This window comes from Actinomadura sp. HBU206391 (genome assembly GCF_014323665.1).
Lineage (GTDB): Bacteria > Actinomycetota > Actinomycetes > Streptosporangiales > Streptosporangiaceae > Actinomadura_C.
Window position 1 is genome coordinate 1 of the sequence record NZ_JABVEB010000014.1, and the last position, 16,807, is coordinate 16,807.

Sequence of the window (16,807 nt, forward strand, 5' to 3'; positions counted from 1 at the left end):
TGCGCTACGACCACGGCGTGCTCGTCGTCCGCGACAAGCAGGGCCGGGGCGATTCCGGTCCGCGCGCCGTCGCGGAGCACCTGAACCACGATCTGCGGACCGCCGTGCGCGGGCTGCCCTCGGTGACCGCCGTGGTGGTCGGCGTCGGCCGGCCGTGCGCCGATCTCTCGGAGATTCGCTCGTCGTACGACGAGGCGGCGCTGGCCGCCCGGGTCGCCGTGCAGCTCCCGGCGGTAGGCCCGGTCGCGTTCTGGTCGCAGCTCGGGATCTACCGGGTGCTGTCCCGGCTGACCAGCGAGGAGATGCGCAACGCTTGCGTCCACCCCGGCCTGGAGAAGCTGCTCGGCGATCCGGCCAACCGGCCGCTGCTCGAGACGCTGGAGACCTATCTCGACCTGGCCGGCAACGCCCACGCCACCGCGGAGCGGATGAACCTGCACCGTACGTCGCTGTACTACCGGCTGCAGCGGCTCGAGCAACTGGCCGGCACCGACCTGAAGAACGGCAACGAGCGGCTGTCGCTGCACCTGGCGCTGAAACTCGCCCGGCTCACCGGGCCGGTGTAGCGATCCTGACCCGAGCAGCGTCCGCGGCGCGTCGCGCACCCGACCACGCGGGTCAGGAGGATGCCAGCGCCTCGGTCGGGGGAAGACGGGCCGCGCGGCGGGCGGGATAGAGGCCGGCGACGGCGCCGATCACGGCCGCGGCCACGGCGCCCCCGGCGATGGCCTGCACCGGTAGGACGAGCGGCCAGTCGCGATAGAGGGCATAACCGAGTGTGATGCCCACGCCGAGGAGCAGCCCGATCACCGCGCCCAGAAGTGACAGGGTCACCGATTCGGTGAGGAACTGCAGGCGGATCTGGCGGCGGGTGGCGCCGAGGGCCCGGCGCAGCCCGATCTCCTGGCGGCGTTCGAGCACCGAGATGACCATGATGTTGGCGATGCCGACGCCGCCGACCAGGAGCGCCACGGCGCCGAGCGCGAGGAAGAGCCCGTTGAAGGCGGACTTCGCGGCGAGTCGCACGGTGAGCACGTCCGAGGGTCTGCTCACCGAGACGTCCTCGGGATGTTCGGGGTTGGCCGTGGCGGCGAGCACGGCGGCCACCGAGGCCACCGTGGAGTCCGTCGACCGTTCGTAGATGCTGGTGGGGTGCCCGTCGAAGCCCAGTGTCGCCGCGTACGGCCAGCCGATGAGAGCGGCCCGGTCGATCTCCGGGGCCAGCGGCAGGGGGTTGAGGACGCCGGTAACGGTCACCCAGCGGCCGGCGAGGAAGACCTGGTCGCCCGCGTGCGAGATGCCGAGCCGGTCGGCGGCGACCGCGCCCAGCACGACCGTGGGGTAGCGGGCCGTCGCGTCGTTCAGGAACGCGCCCGATCTCATCGCCGTACCGTCACCGCCCAGGGTGCCGAGCAGGTCGAGCCGGGTCGCCAGCACCGCGATGCCGCCCGTCTCAGCCGGTGCGATCTTGTCGGTGCGTCGCACGGTCGCCTCGGGCACGGTGCCGACGGCCGACGCCGATATCACCCCGGGGATCCGCCGCACCATCCCGGTGGCGTCCTCGGGGAGCCGGGAGGTCTGCCCCAGCAGCGACTGGCCAGGTGTGACGGTGAGCAGATTGGTGCCGAGGCCCTCGATCTGCGCCAGCAGCCCGGCCCGGCTCACGGTGCTGATGCCCAGCACGGCGACGAGCGCCGCGATTCCGATGGCGATGCCGAGCGCCGACAGCGCCGCGCGCAGTGGACGGCCGCGCAGTCCGCTGAGCCCCACCCGCAGAAGGTCGCCCGCGGGCAACCGCGTCGAATCGGGCAGCGGCACGGCCGAGGCCGTACGGGTGGTCGCGGTCATGAGCGGGCCTCCAGGCCCGGCCCGGTGTCCGCCGTCGCGACGGAGCCCGTTTCCCTGCCCGTTCCTGTGTCCTTGCCCTTGCCGGTCGTGTCGGTGCTCGTGCCGGTATCGGAGCGGATCCGGCCGTCCAGCATCTCCACCTGACGCGGCATCGTGGCGGCGACGCCGGGGTCATGCGTGATGATCGCGACGGCGGTGCCCTCCTGGTTCAGATCGCTGAGGACCTGGATGATCCCGGCGCTGGTGGCCGAGTCGAGATTGCCGGTCGGCTCGTCGGCCAGCAGCAGCGAGGGCCGCCCGACGACCGCCCTCGCGATGGCCACCCGCTGTCGTTCCCCGCCGGAGAGCTGGTGCGGGAGGTGGCTCAGCCGATGGCCGAGCCCGACCCGCTCGAGCCGGTCCTCGGCGAGGGCGCGGCGGCGCCGCAGTGACGTGCCGCGGTAGAGGAGGCCGGTGGCCACGTTGTCGAGCGCGGACAGGTGACCGGTCAGGAAGAACTGCTGGAACACGAAGCCGATCCAGTGCGCCCTGATCGCGGCCAGCCGGCGGTCCGGCAGCTCGGCGATGTCATGTCCGCGGATCGAGACCAGCCCGGTGCTCGGCCGGTCGAGGGTGCCCATGAGGTTCAGCAGAGTGGACTTGCCCGACCCCGACGGCCCGACGATGGCCAGCAGCTCGCCCGGACCGATGGTGAGCGACACTTCGCGCAGTGCCCGTACCCCTCCGGGATAGTCCTTCGATGCGGCGTGCAGCGCCACCACCGGTGCGGTCATGGTCGGGGCACCTCGACCTTCGCGCCCTCGGCCAGCTCGCCGGCGACCTCGACCTTGCCGCCGGCGAAGACGCCGAGCCGCACCGGGACCCGCCGGGTACGGCCCGGGGAGTCGACGACGACCACCGCGTAGCCGAGGTCGGGCGTGGCGAGCAGGGCGTTGACCGGTACGGCCAGTACTCCCTTGTGCAGGCTGCCGGTGAAGCCGACGGTGACCGGCGCGCCGTCGAGCCGACCGGCGGCCGATGGACGGTCGAGCGTGATGTGGACCGGGATGGTGGCGGTCTGGGTGCCCTGCCCGGTCTGCGGCTGTTCGCCGTCGCCCCCGCCGTCGCCGCTTATGGCCACGGTGCCGACCTTGCGGATCCGGCCGGTGGTCGCCTTCCCTCCGGGCAGTTCGACCTGTACCTTCGCGCCGGTGGCCGCCAGCCCCTGTAGGCTCACCGGAAGGTTCACCGTGATCTGGCGGGTGGTGCTCGAGGCGGTCAGCAGCGTGCCCTGGGCGGCGCCGCCGGCAGTGGCCTTCACGGTGGTGATCCGCAACGCACCGGGCTGCATGACGACCTCGCCGGGGTGCACGACGCCGGTCTCGGCGACCCCCAGATCCTCCTGCCACCTTCTGACCGCGGTCGCGGTCGCGTAGCCGAAGTCGTCGTCGACGGTCAGGCCGTCGCCGTGACCGAGCGCGGCGAGGTTGCCCTCCAGCTCGCGGACGTCCCGGCCGTCGGTCATGCCGATCCTCAGCTCCCGCCAGAGCGGCGTCGAGCCATAGAACAGCGGGACCTCGTGCCCGTCCACGCCGTACACCTGCTGCCCACGACGGATCACCGTTCCGACGGCGGGCAGCCAGGTGAGGCGGCCGGGCCCGGCGGCGACCACGGGGTAGGTCCCGGCGTAACCGAGCGTGCCGTCCACCTGGGTCCGGTCGGCCAGGTCGGTGCGCACGACGTCGGCCGTCGCGGCCGCAGGGGCGGCCGGGCGCTCATCGCCTGAGCCGTCCCGCACGACCATCAGGATCCCTGCGGCGCCGAGGGCGATCACGGCCGTGGCGGCGAGCGCGATGCGCCCGGGCCGGAGGCGGCGCGACGTCTTCTCCGGGCCGCCCGGCGGCGCGGGATCGAGCAGGGTCATCGCGCTCAGCCCCCGCTTCCGGCGGGAGTGGGCGCCGCTGCGTTCAGCTCTTTGCGGCAGACGCCCTGGGCTCTCTGGATGCGTACCTCGTCATCGGTCTCGCCGTTCCCGCTGATCTCCAGCGGCCGGCCCGGCTGTGGATCCGGGACGTTCAGGCCTTGCCGCCGAAGGCACTCCGCCATCTTGACGCCTCGATCGTGAACCGCCGGGTCGTTCGGGTCGATGTCCTTTTTCGGGGAGTACTGCCGGCACGCCCGCATGGCGGCGTCGAATCTGCTCCGGTCGTCTCCCTCGTCGATCGTGATGCCCGTGGCACCGGGCTGCGGATCGGGCACGTCGAGGCCCTGCTGCCGCAGGCACTGGGCGAACTTCACCATCTGGTCCTGTGCGTTGAGCGTCGCCGTCGGCGATGGGCTCTTGGGGCCGCAGCCGGTCAGCCCGGCCAGCGCGAGGCCGGACAAGAGGCCCACCGCGGTGTGTCTGATGATCGGCGACCGCTCACCCGGCCGCGGCGTGCCGAGCGTCGCTCGCTGACGCATCTGCCGCGCGAGCCGCCGGTAGAGCGGGACACCGGGCCCCGCATCGAGTCGGAACACCCTCGCCTCCCTCGGTTGTAGAGTACTAGTAAACTAGTAGACCGAAGGAGCAAAGGGCAATGGCCGGTTGCCGGTGAGGCCGAGGGATCGTGCGCCGCGTCCGACGAACGGGGGCTGGGGGAGTTTCGGCAGACTCATGAACGGTGAGGGCCACGGGGCCACGGCATGAGTCGGCGCGGCCCCATGGCGCTCATCCTGACCGTGCCTTGAATGGCACGTCGTCTCTCTTGGGCGGCTCAGCGGCCCTGGATCGAGATGGGCGCCCAGCGATTCGCCAGAAAGCGAACCCTGCCCTTCCCCTTGGGGGGAACATATGCGAGCACTTCGAGGCGCTCAATGGTCGTGAGTGACGTCTTCGCCGTGGAAACGCGGATATAGGGCCGCAGCAGATCGCCCCATTCATCGTGGTTCCACGTGATGTTGTTGCCACGACCGGTGTGGCGGAATGCCTCCTTCAGCTCGATGGCCGACCAGACGAGCGCGCCCCCCGAGGTGGTACGAACGGCATACGTGGGAACCGTCGATGCCGAGTAGCTTGCGGTGCCGGCCCAGCCATTGCGCTTGAAGACGGTCTTGTCCTCTCGCAGATTCCGATACCTCGTCTTTATCCAGGGGGTGAGAGTGAGCGAGCGATAGTGGCCACTGCGCGAACCGAGGTTCAGCACATCGGCCAGTGCACCGGAGATCCCGCCGGGCGGCAGCACCAGCGAGGCGTCGTCCTGGGGGGCGACCTCGGGGAAGTCGGCGACGTCCACACCTCGTGCCAGGGGACCGGTGGCGGGGGCGGTCGTGAGCGGAGTATAGGCCGACCGCCATGGCCCGCCAGGCTTGTCCTGTACGAGGACGATGATGTCCCGCAGAGGCGTGTTCCCCCCTCGGTCGGTCATCGCCGCGAAGAACCACTTGGGGTGTCCGGTGAATTTCGGGCTGGCCACCAGCGGCGACCCGTACTTGTACGGGCTGATCGTCAGCTTGTTCGCCTTGAAGATCTTGTACTTCGCGGTCTGCATCTGCAGGGTGGAGCCGGTCGACGCGAGGGCCGCCAATTGGGGGGAGAGCCGCTTGTTCGCCCGGTTCACGCGAATCGCGTACTGCGAGAGCGCGCGCTTGGCCTCCGACACGCTCACAGCCGGGCTCGGTGAGGGTGGCGGAGGGATGGGAGCCGTTATCGGGGGACTGTCATTGATGAAGCCGCATGCGGCGGCCGGGGTCAAAGCGGCGAGCAGTATCGCGACGCGCCAGGTCGTGTCGAGCAAGGTGAATCCTCAGCGTGTTGACAGGTCATATCGGACGAAGGAGATCTTTCAAATTCGGTGCACCGGATTTTTCAAGTTAGGTGCACCGGGGAAATGGGGCGGCTTGGGGGCGAACGGGCTTGCTTCCGTCACCGTCGAGAGCGAGCCGACCCGCCCGTGGAGGGGGCCTCGGCCTCGCCGTGGGCTTGTCGGCCTTGCCTTTCGGCGTCGGTTCCAGCCTCTTTTTCGGCGGGGGCTGGAGCAGCGCGGCGCAGTAGCGCGCGACCTTTTTCTCGCTGCCCGCGGCCTTGATCAGTTTGGCGAATGCAGGGCCGTCCAGTGCCTCACCGGCTTTGCCGTTCCGCCTGTTCCGCTCGTACGCGCGGCAGAGGCCTTCCGAAGACGCCGAGGGGACCGGCGCCGGCCGCACCGTGCGGCCGGCGGTCCTCGAGGGCGTGGCCGCAGGAGGGCTCTGCCCCCGTGTGGCGGTGGGTGTCCGGTCGGGACGGTGGTGCTGACCCGGCAGACTTCCGGTTCCGGTGGCGAGCGCCACGCCGCCGATGGTGGTGACCGCGAAAACGGCGACGGCCGCCTTCACCGTGAGCAGCCTCGCGAGTCCGGACCTGCCCGCCGAGCCCGTCGTGGATGCGGTGGGCGCCGTGGGTGTCACGGGTGCCGGCACCTGGCGTGCCCTTCGGAAGGCGGCCAAGGCGGCATCCTCCCCCCTCGGTGCCGCGTCGCGCGTGGATGAGGGCGCGGCCGCCTCGGCGAGGAGACGGGCGAGGGGATCCGGGTTCGTCGAAGCGCCGGACGGGGCGTCGCGAAGCAGTCGCTCGGCCCTCCGGCCGCTGATCCTGCGGCGGCGGACGCTCATCGCGCGTCCTTCGGCACTGCCGCATCCGACCCGGTCTCCAGGCGTCCGGCCAGTTCACGAAGGCCTCGATAGGCCGCGGTGCGGACCGCTCCTGGACTCTTGCCGAGCACTCGCCCTGCCTCCTTCGCATTCATGCCCATGACGACGCGCAGCAGCACGGCCTCGGCCATGGGGCGTGGCAGCGTCGTGATCAGTGCCACGGCGTCGCCCTGGTCGATTCGGTCGAACGCCTCCTGGGCTTCATGGTCATGGCCGGCGAGGTCCACCATCTCGTCGACGGGTGCGGGTTCTTCGGGGCGGCGTCCCCGGCGGCGCAGGAGGTCTATCGCACGGTTTCGCGCGATGGCGGACGCCCAGCCGCGGAACTTGTCGTAGTCGCCGCGAAACGTTCTGTGGTCTCGCGCGATCTGACTCCACGCCTCCGCCGCCACGTCCTCGGCGTCGGCTCCCACCAGCGCGCGCAGGTAGCGGACGAGCCGAGGATGGAGATCGCGGAACACCATCCGGAACGCGTTCTCGTCGCCGTTCAGCGCCGCCGACAGGACGTCGTCGAGGTCGGTGGTCGCGCCGTGTGGCTCAGCCAACCCCTTGCCTCTCGAGCGTGAACGTCTGCTTCATGGCGATGCAAGCGGTGAGAGTACTGGACGATTCCTGCTAAGTCGGGCCGTGGACGATGCCGAGACGAACCGTGCTCAGCTCCAGGACGCGGCGCGCACCGGCGGCGGGCCGTGCCTGTGGCCCCATGCGAACAGGCCGGAGTCTCCCGCTGTGACCAGGCATTTTGTGTGGCAACTAACGTTGCGCCTGCTTCATTCTGTGACAAAACCGGCGGCTGTGACGCTGTAGTTCACGGAGCCGGTATCGCAACCGTGCCTCCTACCCACCCCCCTGGGGATGCTCCGGTGGACACGAGGGGTCCGCCGGATGTTCGGAGAGTTCGGAGAGTAATGAAACGGCGTGCGCTCGTCGCGCTTTCGGCTGCCGGGCTGGTCACGGCCGCAGCCGTGGTCTACGTACTGCCCGGCGATGCGCCGGCGGCCTCACCTGGGTCGCGGCCGGGTTCCGGTCAGGTGAACACGCTCGCGCTGCGCACCATGTCGAGCGCGGAGCCGGACGGGTCGCAGCGGCGCCCGGTCATGGGCCTGTCTCCGGAGCGCACGAAGCCGTTCAGCCTGCTCGGGGTCTCGTGGGACGACGCCCGTAGGGATCTCGATGGGTCGGTCCGGGTCCGTACACGCAGCGCGTCGGCCGGCACATGGTCGCCGTGGCGATCCGTCTCCGCCGACAGTGACGACGGGCCCGACGCCGATGCGCGCTCCGACCGCCAGGCTCGAGGGGCCACGGAACCGTTGTGGGTCGGGTCGTCGAACGGGGTCGAGGTCCGCGTCGCCGGGGGCGGAGCTCTCCCCCGGGGAATGCGTGTCGAACTGGTCGACCCCGGTGACGGCCGCCGCGGGCCGGCGCCCCGGGCCGCCGGTCACCAGCCGGGCGAGATGACCCTCGCCGGGGCGGTCAGCAGCACTGAGACCGATCCTCCGGCGGATCCGTCCTCCAGTCCCACGGTCGAGTCCGGCAGCCCGGTGCCCACCGATCCGGCCTCCCCGTCGCAGCCGGCCTCGCCCAGCGCGGATCCGACGGCATCGCCCTCCCCGACGGGGTCCGCGTCCGCGTCGCCGAGCGCGAGCGCGTCTCCCACGCCGACCGCTCCGTCCAGCACCGCGCCGCGCCCGGCGATCGTCAGTCGTGCCCAGTGGGGCGCGGACGAGCGCCTGGTCACGAGCCCGCCCGACTACGCCTCCACCGTCAAGGTGGTCTTCACCCATCACACGGCGGGCACCAACGGCTACACGTGCGCCGAGTCCCCGGCGATCGTCCGGTCGATCCTGCTGTACCACGTCAAGACCAACGGCTGGAACGACCTCGGCTACAACTTCCTGGTGGACAAGTGCGGCACGGTCTTCGAAGGCCGTAAGGGCGGTCTCGACCGGCCGGTGATCGGAGCCCACACCTACGGCTTCAACACCAATTCCACCGGCGTTGCGGTGCTCGGCGACCACACCGCCACCGCGCCCACGCAGGCGTCGTTGAGCGCGGTCGCCAAGGTCGCGGCATGGAAGCTCGGCCTGCACGGAGGAAACCCGACGGGCAAGGCCGTGCTGACGACTCCGCTCGCCAACGGCAAGTTCGCCGCGGGCACCTCGGTCAACTTCAACACCATCTCCGGGCACCGCGACGGCTACCCGACCGAGTGCCCGGGAACGCTGCTCTACAACAAGCTCGCCGCCATCCGTACCGAGGCCGCGCAGTGGAGCACCCCGGCCACCTCGGTCGCCATCACCGGTATGTCGGGCGCCACCAAGGTCGGCACCACCTATTACACCAAGGGAACGGTGACCCTCTCGTGGCCACCGGCCGCCGTGTCGGGCTACGAGATCCTGGTCGACGGCGCGGTCGTCGCCAAGCCCGACGGCACCGCGACCTCGGCGAAGGTGACCCTGACCGCGGGTTCCCACACCGTCCAGCTGCGGGTGACCAATATCAACGCGACCAAGGTGTCCTCACCGGCGTATCCGGTGATCGCTGACAGCACCGCGCCGGTCTTCTCCACACCCGCCGCCCTCACGCTGCGCACGGGCTCGGCCAGCACGGGGGGTTCGATCCCGGTGCGTCTCGGCTGGAAGGTCTCCGACGGCCGGCTGCTGCGGACCGTCAAGGCCACCTCGCCGTCCGCGGCGACCTTCACCACGACCGCGACCTACTGGTCCGCCTACGCCAAGGCGAACACCTCCCTGCTGTGGTCGCTGACCGCCGCCGACGCGGCCGGGAACACCGCGACCTCGGCCACGACCCGGACCGCCTCACTGCTCCACGAGAGCAGTTCCGTGCGCACCGGCACCTGGAGATCGAGCACCTACAGCCAGTACCTCGGTGGCAGGGCCTACTACGCCTCCGGCAAGGGCGCCACAGCCAGTTACACGTTCACCGGCCGCTCGGCCGGGCTCGTCGTCAAACGAGCGACCAACGTCGGCGCCTTCTACGTGTACGTCGACGGTGTCAAGACCGCCTTCGTCGACTCCAGGGCCGCTTCCTCGGCCTACCGCCAGGTCATCTGGACGAAGAACTGGAGCACCAGCGCCAAGCACACCGTCAAGATCGTTCTGGCTGGAACCTCCGGACGGCCCACCGTCATCACCGACGGCCTCGTCTACATCAAGTAGTCGGCGCCTGGACCGCCCACGCGCCGGGGGCCAACGGCCCCGCCCCCGGCGCGATGGGCAGGCCGACTAGCCGCCGCGACCGACGTGATTGTCGGGAGCGCCGTCTCCCGTCTCGGGCAGGTCCCCGCGTTCGGGCGGGGTCGGCGGGCGGCCGGAGCGGCCGCCGGGCCCGTCTTCAGAGGTGCCGGGCGGCAGCATCTCGTCGAGCTCCTCACGGCTCGCGGCATGGGCGTCGGTCGCGGCGTCGCGCAGCAGGTCGAACGTGGTGGTGTCGACGCGCCCGCTCACCCGCACCAGGAGATCACCCTTGGCCACCGCGTACTCCTGCCGGTCCCCGCTCGTCCGTCGCCAGCCGTCGCCGTCCCGTACGCACCGCACCGAACCGCCCGGCGAGGTGGCGGCGGGAACCGGCAGAGAGGGGCAGTCGGCGGCGGTGAGGGCGCGCCGCTCGACGGTCAGCCGCACGTCGCCCTTGTCCGACACGTAGATGTCCTGGAATCCGTCATCGCCGTAGCCGCCCATGCCTCCGGTGGCGCGGTGATAGCCCTTCATTTTCGTGACATAGACGAGCTCTGCCGTGACACCTGCCCGTTGCGCCCGCCCGTCGAGCTCCGCAGCCGAAGGCACCGAGGGGGATCCGCAGCCGGAGAGGAATCCGGACGCCAGCGCGAAGACCAGCCCGGCCGCCGCGGCACGGGCCGGAACGGACGGGTCCGGTCGATCGCCGGCCCGCACGGGCCTGGGGAGCAACGGGTCTGGGCGGTGACGAGTCTCGGGAGCCACGACATGACTCTCGCGGATCGGGCGGCAGGACGCATGAGCCGAAGTACTCAACATCGCTGAGTGATTCGCCGGCGGCGCCCCACGCGACGGGTGTGTTCGGTGGCCCTGGGAGGGGCCACCGAACACACCGCTCACGTGGACGCGAGTAGGCGCTGAGCCGGCCGCGGCCGCCTCAGCCGCGCGCCGGGTCGCGGAGCGCGCCGGTGAGGAAGACGGTGGTGATGGCGGCACTCGCCTGCTCGACGCCGAGCTGCCCCTGGATGACGCGTGAGACGGCGCCTTCGATGAGTCCGAAGTAGAGCTCGATCAGGGTCTGGATCGACAGATCCGTGCGGAACGTCTGTTCGGCCTCACCGCGGTGGAACAGCGCGCGGACCGGATCGATCATGTTGCTGTCGGCCTGGGCGGACATCTCGGGGGTCTTGGCGAACAATGCCAGCGCCCGGTACTTGCTGGTCACCCCGATCACCGCGCGGGTCATCCGGGCGAGCGCCTCGTCGACCGGCACGGAGTCGAGCCGGGCGTCGGCGATGCGCGCGGCGAGGTCGGAGAGCGCGGTCTCCTGCAGCGCCCGCAGCAGCGCCTCACGGTTCGGGAAGTAGCGGTACAGGGTGGCCCGCGATACGCCGGCGGCCTCGGCGATGTCGGTCATGCTCGCCTGCTCGCCGTGGTCGGCCAGGACGGCCGCGGCGATGTCGAGGATTCCGGCGGCCACATGGTCGCGCAGGGCTGCACTCCTGGTCATCGTCAGCGACATTACATCATCGTACGAATAGTTGACTCCATGAGTCACTGGTGAGACATTATGTCTCGCCAACGCAACACAGTGGTCGAGAACAGGAGTTGTTCGTGGCTCAGTACCTCTATCGGCTCGGCCGGTTCGCCCATCGACGCCGGCGGCTGGTGACCGCGCTGTGGCTGGGCCTGCTCATGGTGTCGGGCGTCGCCGCGGCCACGCTCTCCGGGCCGACCTCCAACGCCTTGTCCATACCCGGCACAGAGGCACAGCGCGCGATCGACATGCTCGCCGAACGCTTCCCGCAGGCGGCCGCCGACGGTGCCACCGCGAGGGTGGTGTTCGCCGCACCGGACGGACGGCGACTGACCGACACCGAGCTCAGGGCCGCTGTCGGGCGGACCGTCGCCGGGCTGAGGAACGTACCCGAGGTCGCCGGCGTGGCCGACCCGTTCGCCGCGCGGGCGGTCAACCCCGGCGGCACCGTCGGCTACGCACAGGTCACCTTCAGGGTTGCGGCGCCGGACCTGAGTGACCAGGCACGTCACGCGCTGACCCGGGCCGCCGTTCTCGGACGCGACGCGGGCATGACCGTGGAGATCGGCGGAGACGCGATCGAGGAACCTGCCGAGCAGGGGCTTCAGGAGATCATCGGCGTTGCGGTCGCCGGGGTGGTCCTGGTGATCACGTTCGGCTCCCTGGTCGCCGCGGGACTACCGCTCCTGACCGCGCTGCTGGGAATCGGCATCAGCCTGACCGGTATCACCGCGGCCACCGGGTTCGCCGATCTCAACGCCTCCGCCCCGACGCTCGCGATCATGCTCGGGCTCGCGGTGGCGATCGACTATTCACTGTTCATCCTCATCCGTTACCGGCATGAACTCTCCCGGACACCCGACCCCCAGGAGGCCGCCGGGCGAGCCGTCGGGACCGCCGGATCCGCCGTGGTCTTCGCGGGGCTCACCGTGGTCATCGCCCTGGCGGGGCTGTCGGTCGTGGGCATCCCCTTCCTCACCCAGGCCGGCCTCGCCGCCGCCGCGACGGTGATCATCGCGGTGCTGATCGCGCTGACGCTGCTGCCCGCGCTGGTCGGCTTCGCGGGCGACCGGGTGCTCGGCCGGCGCAGCCCGGGAGCGCGGGGTACGGCCGCCGCAGAGCGTACGGCCGCCGCAGAGCGTACGGTCGCCGCAGACCGTACGACCGCCGCGGCGCCCGGCCCGTCGGGATGGGCCCGGCTGGTGACCCGCCACCCGGTGCCGATCCTCGCCGCGGCCGCGATCGGGCTGCTCGTCATCGCCGCTCCCACGCTCGGTCTGCGCCTCGGCCTGCCGGACGACGGCACCGCGGCTCCGGACTCGACCCAGCGCAAGGCCTACGACCTCCTCGCCGAGGGCTTCGGCCCCGGGTTCAACGGACCGCTCACCCTCGTCGTCGATACCGGTGGCGGCGGCGACCCGCAGCAAGCCGTACGGCAGGTGTCCGCCACCGTCTCGGGACTCGACGGCGTCGTCGCGGTCACCCCGGCCGTCTTCAACGAGGCCGGTGACACCGCGCTGCTCACCGTGGTGCCGCGCGGCGCGCCCAGCAGCCAGGAGACCGAGGACCTGGTCGCCGGCATCCGCGACCGGTCGGCCGGCCTGCGCGCCACGACCGGAGCGGCCGTGGCGGTGACCGGCCTGACGGCGCTGAACATCGACATGTCCGACAAACTCGCCGAGGCCATGGTGCCCTACCTCGCCCTGGTCGTAGGCCTGGCGATCGTGTTGCTGGCGCTGGTCTTCCGGTCGGTGCTCATCCCGCTCAAGGCGACGATCGGTTTCCTGCTCAGCATCGCCGGCACGTTCGGCACCGTGGTCGCGGTCTTCCAATGGGGATGGCTGGCCGGGCTGTTCGGCGTGACACAGACCGGCCCCATCCTGAGCGCGCTGCCGATCTTCCTGATCGGCGTGGTGTTCGGCCTGGCCATGGACTATCAGATCTTCCTCGTCACCCGGATGCGCGAGGCGTACGTGGGCGGGGCCGAGCCCAGGAACGCGATCGTCATCGGGTTCGACCACAGCGCACGGGTGGTCACCGCCGCCGCGATCATCATGGCCGCGGTGTTCTCCGGCTTCATCCTGGCCCCTGACCCGCTGGTCAAGTCGATCGGGTTGGCCCTGGCCACGGCGACCCTGTTCGACGCGTTCGTGGTTCGCATGACCATCGTCCCAGCCGTCATGACCCTGCTGGGCCGCAGCGCCTGGTGGCTGCCCCGATGGCTCGACCGGGCACTGCCCGACATCGACGTGGAAGGTCGCGCGATCGACCCACCTGCGGCTGCAGCGGACCGGCAGGAGACCCACCCCGCCGCCGTGTAGCGCCGCGCCAGGAGACCTCGCATGCACGCGGCCCGTACGAGCGGACGCTGCAAAAGGAGAAGGAGCACCCGATGACGGATCCAGATGTCCGCACCGACCTGACCGGCCGGACCATCGTGATCACAGGTGCGAGTTCGGGCATCGGCGCCGTCGCCGCCCGGCGGCTCACTGAACTCGGCGCGAACGTGGTGCCCGTGGGGCGCTCGCCGGAACGCACCGCACGCGTCGCCGCGCGACTCGGGGCCGAGCCGTTGATCGCCGACTACGCCCACCTCGGCCAGGTGCGTGATCTGGCCGATGCCCTGCTCCAACGCTGCCCGCGCATCGACGTGCTGGTCAACAACGCCGGGGGACTGATCCCCAGCCGCCGGGTCACCGCCGACGGGCACGAGCTGACCTTCCAGACCAACCACCTGGCGCCTTTTCTGCTGACCTCACTGCTGCTGCCCCGGCTGCGAAGCAGCGCGCGCAACGGTCCAGTCCGGATCGTCACGACATCCAGCCTCGGGAACCGCTTCGGCCGGCTCCGCATGGACGACCTCGAATGGGAGAAACGCCGTTACGGCGGCGGCTGGATCGCCTACGCCACCACCAAACTCATGAACGTGTCGTTCACCCGTGAGCTCGCCCGCCGCACCGAAGGGACCGGCATCGGCGTTCTCTGTTTCCATCCCAGGCCCGCCCGGCGCGGCGGAGCGCGAACCGGCCGCACGGGAGTGCCGACCCGCTTCGCGGAGGGATCCCCGGCCCTCCGTCTGCTCACCCGCACACCGTTGCGCGGGCTTCGGCTGAATGATGAGGCCGGGGCCGGACCCTTGGTCTGGCTCGCCGCCTCACCCGAGGTCGGTGGTGCCGGCGGGGACTACTACGACGGTTTGCGCAAGGGGGCGAAGGTGAACCCGCAGGCCGACGACCAGGCGCTGGCCCTGCGGTTGTGGGACCGCTCACAGGAACTCCTGCGGGCCTTTCTATGACGGACGTCACCGCCAGGCATCGACGAGGTGAAGGACTGGTACCAGATCCTCGATCACGGGATCGGGCCGGTGCCGTCTCGCCTAAGCTCGCTGGCGCCGGCCGGGGCGTGGGAGCAGACGCCGGCGCGATACGGGGGAGCCATGCGCGAGTCGATCGGGCCGTGGACCGATTTCACCGGGGTCACCACACCAGGACGTGATGCGGTCGTGCCGATACCCGCGACACTCCTCTCCGACGAGGATCACGACGACAGGTCGGGCGATCGGCAACGCCCGGCGGCCGTACCCGCCGGGCGGCAGACCTGCGGTTGCGCGACCCTCCGGTTCTGACCGGGGGATACCGAGAAGATTCGCCGAGCCCGATGCGGCGATGACGGTGGCCGGGCGGCGTTCACGGGGGAGTTCGCCGGAGGTGGTCGTCCACCTCGCGTTGGTCATTAGCCGCGGAACACGAGATCGAATCGGGGAGGTCCCGTCGGGTTGCGCAGGTAATCGTCGACCTGGAACCGGTCGTAGCCTCGCCAGCGCACCGTGAAAACGGGAGGCGCATCATCGAAGAACGATCCTGACGCCACGTATGCCGCCCTTTCGCGTGGATCCGCGCCGTGCCCTCACGGCCTGGCGCACCGGCCCGGCGCACGGTTCTCTGGCTTGATCGGGATCCTATGTCGGCTCGACGTTCGCATGCGATGTTGTGAAGCGGTGTCGACATGCGATGTCCGGATGCGGTCCCACGCACGCGTGGGCCGGATCCGGCCTGATCTCGGATGGTGGTCGGCGCGTCATACGGGTCATGACCTTCATTTCCGCCGCGGGTTCACGCACTGGCCGAGGCCGTCGGATCAACCAGGACGCCGGCTATGCCGGTGCGCGACTGCTCGCGGTCGCCGACGGCGATGGCGAGGGCGGCGAGATCGCCGCAGCGTTGGTCATCGACGCCCTACGGGTCTGTGACACCGAGATGCCGACGGACGCCCTCGTCACGAGGTTGCGCGATGCGGTCGGACAGGCGCGGGAACGGATAAGGACGCTGAGCGGCCGTCACCGCGAGCTCACGGGGATGGGGACGGCCTTCACCGCACTGGTGAGTTCGGGCGATGATCTGGCCCTCGCGGATTTCGGGATCACGCAGGCGCACATGCTGCGTGAGTCGGAGCTCTTCCAGATCACCAGCGACGAAGGATCGCTGCAAGTTTGCGTCGTGGAGCCGGACCCGCAGGGGATGCGGCCGACCGGGCCGGTGTTGAACGCGGGCACGGACCGCGAGCCGTCCATCATGGTGCGCAAGGCCAGGCCAGGCGACCGTTACCTGCTGTGCTGTGAGGCGTTGTCCTTTCACTCGGATGTCATGGATCGTTACGAGGTGCTCATGACCGAGGACGACCCGGCGGTCGCGGTCTCGCGCCTGCTCGGGCTGGTCATGGCGAACGGCCATGAGGAGGACGTCACCTGTGTCGTCGCCGACGTCACGGACGCTCCCACCCTGAACCCGCCGATGCTGGTGGCCGCCGGAGCCTCGCTCCCGGGAACGTGAGGTCGGATCAGCACCGCCGGCCCGACAGCCGGATGCGGCCCCCCACCTGTGCCCTCGCCCGGGCACGGAGCCGCGCGAGCGCCTAGCGCTCCGTCCCCGCTCGTCGGTCTCCGCGAGTCACCGGTGACGCCACCATGGCGGGTCGTGCCGCCGCCGGTCGGGCCACCGGTCACGGTCGCGCCGGTGCGGCGGCCGCTGCCACCATGCGGGGCGGTCCGGCCTCGCCGCCCTTTCGGTGCTGCGAGGAGTGGCGCGCGGCTTCGCAACGGTCGAGCTCGGCGGAGCGGCCGCCTTCTCGGGCGTTGCCGGTGCCATCGGCGGCACTCGTACGCCGCGGGTCGGGTCCGCCGACGCCGATGGGCCCGTGGGCGATGGAGACGGTGAGGAGCCGGTCGCGGATCCCACCGTCTGCGGCCCCGGAAGCCTGCCGCCGGCGCCTTCGCCCAACGCCATTCCGAGTCCTGCGCCGACGATGGCCAGCACACCGGCAGCGGTGACCAGCATGGCGACCCCGCTGCGGAAGCTGAGCTCCTCCAGACGTGCGGAGAACGCCTGCCGTACGGGAGACGGCTTGCGATGGTGCGGTCGGGTGGCCGTGACTTCGCGTTGCCACACGGGGTGCGTCGCTGCCTGGTCCTGACTGGTCACAGTGGATCACTGTATGCGGCTTTGGCTCTCAATTCCTGGCAAATGTCGACTATCTCGCAGAAGGTATGCGAAACCGGTATTCGCAGGTCGTCGCCCACACG

16 protein-coding genes are annotated in these 16,807 nt (G+C 70.6%); 6 read left to right on the top strand and 10 right to left on the bottom strand.

Annotated elements, in window-relative coordinates; translation table 11 throughout:
- A partial coding sequence (locus HKK72_RS08405; RefSeq protein WP_187233700.1) for a PucR family transcriptional regulator occupies window positions 1-566 on the top strand: 566 nt, incomplete at its 5' end.
- A gap of 52 nt (window positions 567-618) precedes the next feature.
- Here the strand turns inward: HKK72_RS08405 and HKK72_RS08410 are convergent.
- The 7 genes from HKK72_RS08410 to HKK72_RS08440 form a co-directional block, all read right to left on the bottom strand.
- On the bottom strand, window positions 619-1,848 hold the full coding sequence (locus HKK72_RS08410) for an ABC transporter permease (RefSeq protein ID WP_187233701.1): 1,230 nt from the start codon (window positions 1,846-1,848) through the stop codon (window positions 619-621).
- Entirely contained in the window at window positions 1,845-2,621 is a 777-nt protein-coding gene (locus HKK72_RS08415; protein WP_187233702.1) for an ABC transporter ATP-binding protein, read from the bottom strand. The genes HKK72_RS08410 and HKK72_RS08415 overlap by 4 nt, the downstream gene beginning before the upstream one ends.
- On the bottom strand, window positions 2,618-3,751 hold the full coding sequence (locus HKK72_RS08420; protein ID WP_187233703.1) for a peptidoglycan-binding protein: 1,134 nt from the start codon (window positions 3,749-3,751) through the stop codon (window positions 2,618-2,620). The genes HKK72_RS08415 and HKK72_RS08420 overlap by 4 nt, the downstream gene beginning before the upstream one ends.
- Before the next feature lie 5 nt (window positions 3,752-3,756).
- Complete coding sequence (locus HKK72_RS08425) at window positions 3,757-4,347, bottom strand: hypothetical protein (RefSeq protein ID WP_187233704.1); 591 nt, start codon at window positions 4,345-4,347, stop codon at window positions 3,757-3,759.
- A gap of 236 nt (window positions 4,348-4,583) precedes the next feature.
- Entirely contained in the window at window positions 4,584-5,474 is an 891-nt protein-coding gene (locus tag HKK72_RS08430; RefSeq protein WP_187233705.1) for a hypothetical protein, read from the bottom strand.
- A 205-nt stretch (window positions 5,475-5,679) separates the two neighbouring features.
- The gene (locus HKK72_RS08435) at window positions 5,680-6,456 is read right to left on the bottom strand and encodes a hypothetical protein (RefSeq protein ID WP_187233706.1); all 777 of its coding nucleotides are present in this window, start codon (window positions 6,454-6,456) and stop codon (window positions 5,680-5,682) included.
- Entirely contained in the window at window positions 6,453-7,040 is a 588-nt protein-coding gene (locus HKK72_RS08440) for an RNA polymerase sigma factor (protein WP_222720490.1), read from the bottom strand. Before HKK72_RS08440 ends, HKK72_RS08435 begins: the two co-directional genes overlap by 4 nt.
- Before the next feature lie 363 nt (window positions 7,041-7,403).
- Here HKK72_RS08440 and HKK72_RS08445 point away from each other — a divergent pair, with 363 nt between their 5' ends.
- Window positions 7,404-9,674: a peptidoglycan recognition protein gene (locus HKK72_RS08445; protein WP_187233707.1), complete on the top strand. Its 2,271-nt coding sequence runs from the start codon at window positions 7,404-7,406 to the stop codon at window positions 9,672-9,674.
- 66 nt (window positions 9,675-9,740) lie between these two features.
- On the opposite strand, the gene HKK72_RS08450 is transcribed toward HKK72_RS08445, so the two are convergent.
- Both HKK72_RS08450 and HKK72_RS08455 read right to left on the bottom strand, forming a co-directional pair.
- Window positions 9,741-10,457, bottom strand: a complete 717-nt coding sequence (locus HKK72_RS08450; protein WP_187233708.1) for a hypothetical protein — start codon at window positions 10,455-10,457, stop codon at window positions 9,741-9,743.
- A 172-nt stretch (window positions 10,458-10,629) separates the two neighbouring features.
- Window positions 10,630-11,202 carry a TetR/AcrR family transcriptional regulator gene (locus HKK72_RS08455; protein ID WP_222720491.1) on the bottom strand — a complete coding sequence of 191 codons (573 nt, stop codon included), beginning with the start codon at window positions 11,200-11,202 and terminating at the stop codon, window positions 10,630-10,632.
- Window positions 11,203-11,306: 104 nt separating this feature from the next.
- On the opposite strand from HKK72_RS08455, the gene HKK72_RS08460 reads away from it, so the two are divergent.
- From HKK72_RS08460 to HKK72_RS08475, 4 genes are all read left to right on the top strand, one after another.
- Complete coding sequence (locus HKK72_RS08460) at window positions 11,307-13,550, top strand: MMPL family transporter (protein WP_187233710.1); 2,244 nt, start codon at window positions 11,307-11,309, stop codon at window positions 13,548-13,550.
- A 71-nt stretch (window positions 13,551-13,621) separates the two neighbouring features.
- Entirely contained in the window at window positions 13,622-14,524 is a 903-nt protein-coding gene (locus tag HKK72_RS08465) for an SDR family NAD(P)-dependent oxidoreductase (protein WP_222720492.1), read from the top strand.
- 27 nt (window positions 14,525-14,551) lie between these two features.
- Entirely contained in the window at window positions 14,552-14,854 is a 303-nt protein-coding gene (locus tag HKK72_RS08470; protein WP_187233711.1) for a hypothetical protein, read from the top strand.
- A 463-nt stretch (window positions 14,855-15,317) separates the two neighbouring features.
- Window positions 15,318-16,058, top strand: a complete 741-nt coding sequence (locus HKK72_RS08475) for a PP2C family protein-serine/threonine phosphatase (protein ID WP_187233712.1) — start codon at window positions 15,318-15,320, stop codon at window positions 16,056-16,058.
- Between the two features lie 117 nt (window positions 16,059-16,175).
- Here the strand turns inward: HKK72_RS08475 and HKK72_RS08480 are convergent, their stop codons facing one another.
- Window positions 16,176-16,706 carry a hypothetical protein gene (locus tag HKK72_RS08480; RefSeq protein ID WP_187233713.1) on the bottom strand — a complete coding sequence of 177 codons (531 nt, stop codon included), beginning with the start codon at window positions 16,704-16,706 and terminating at the stop codon, window positions 16,176-16,178.
- Between the last annotated feature and the right edge of the window lie 101 nt (window positions 16,707-16,807).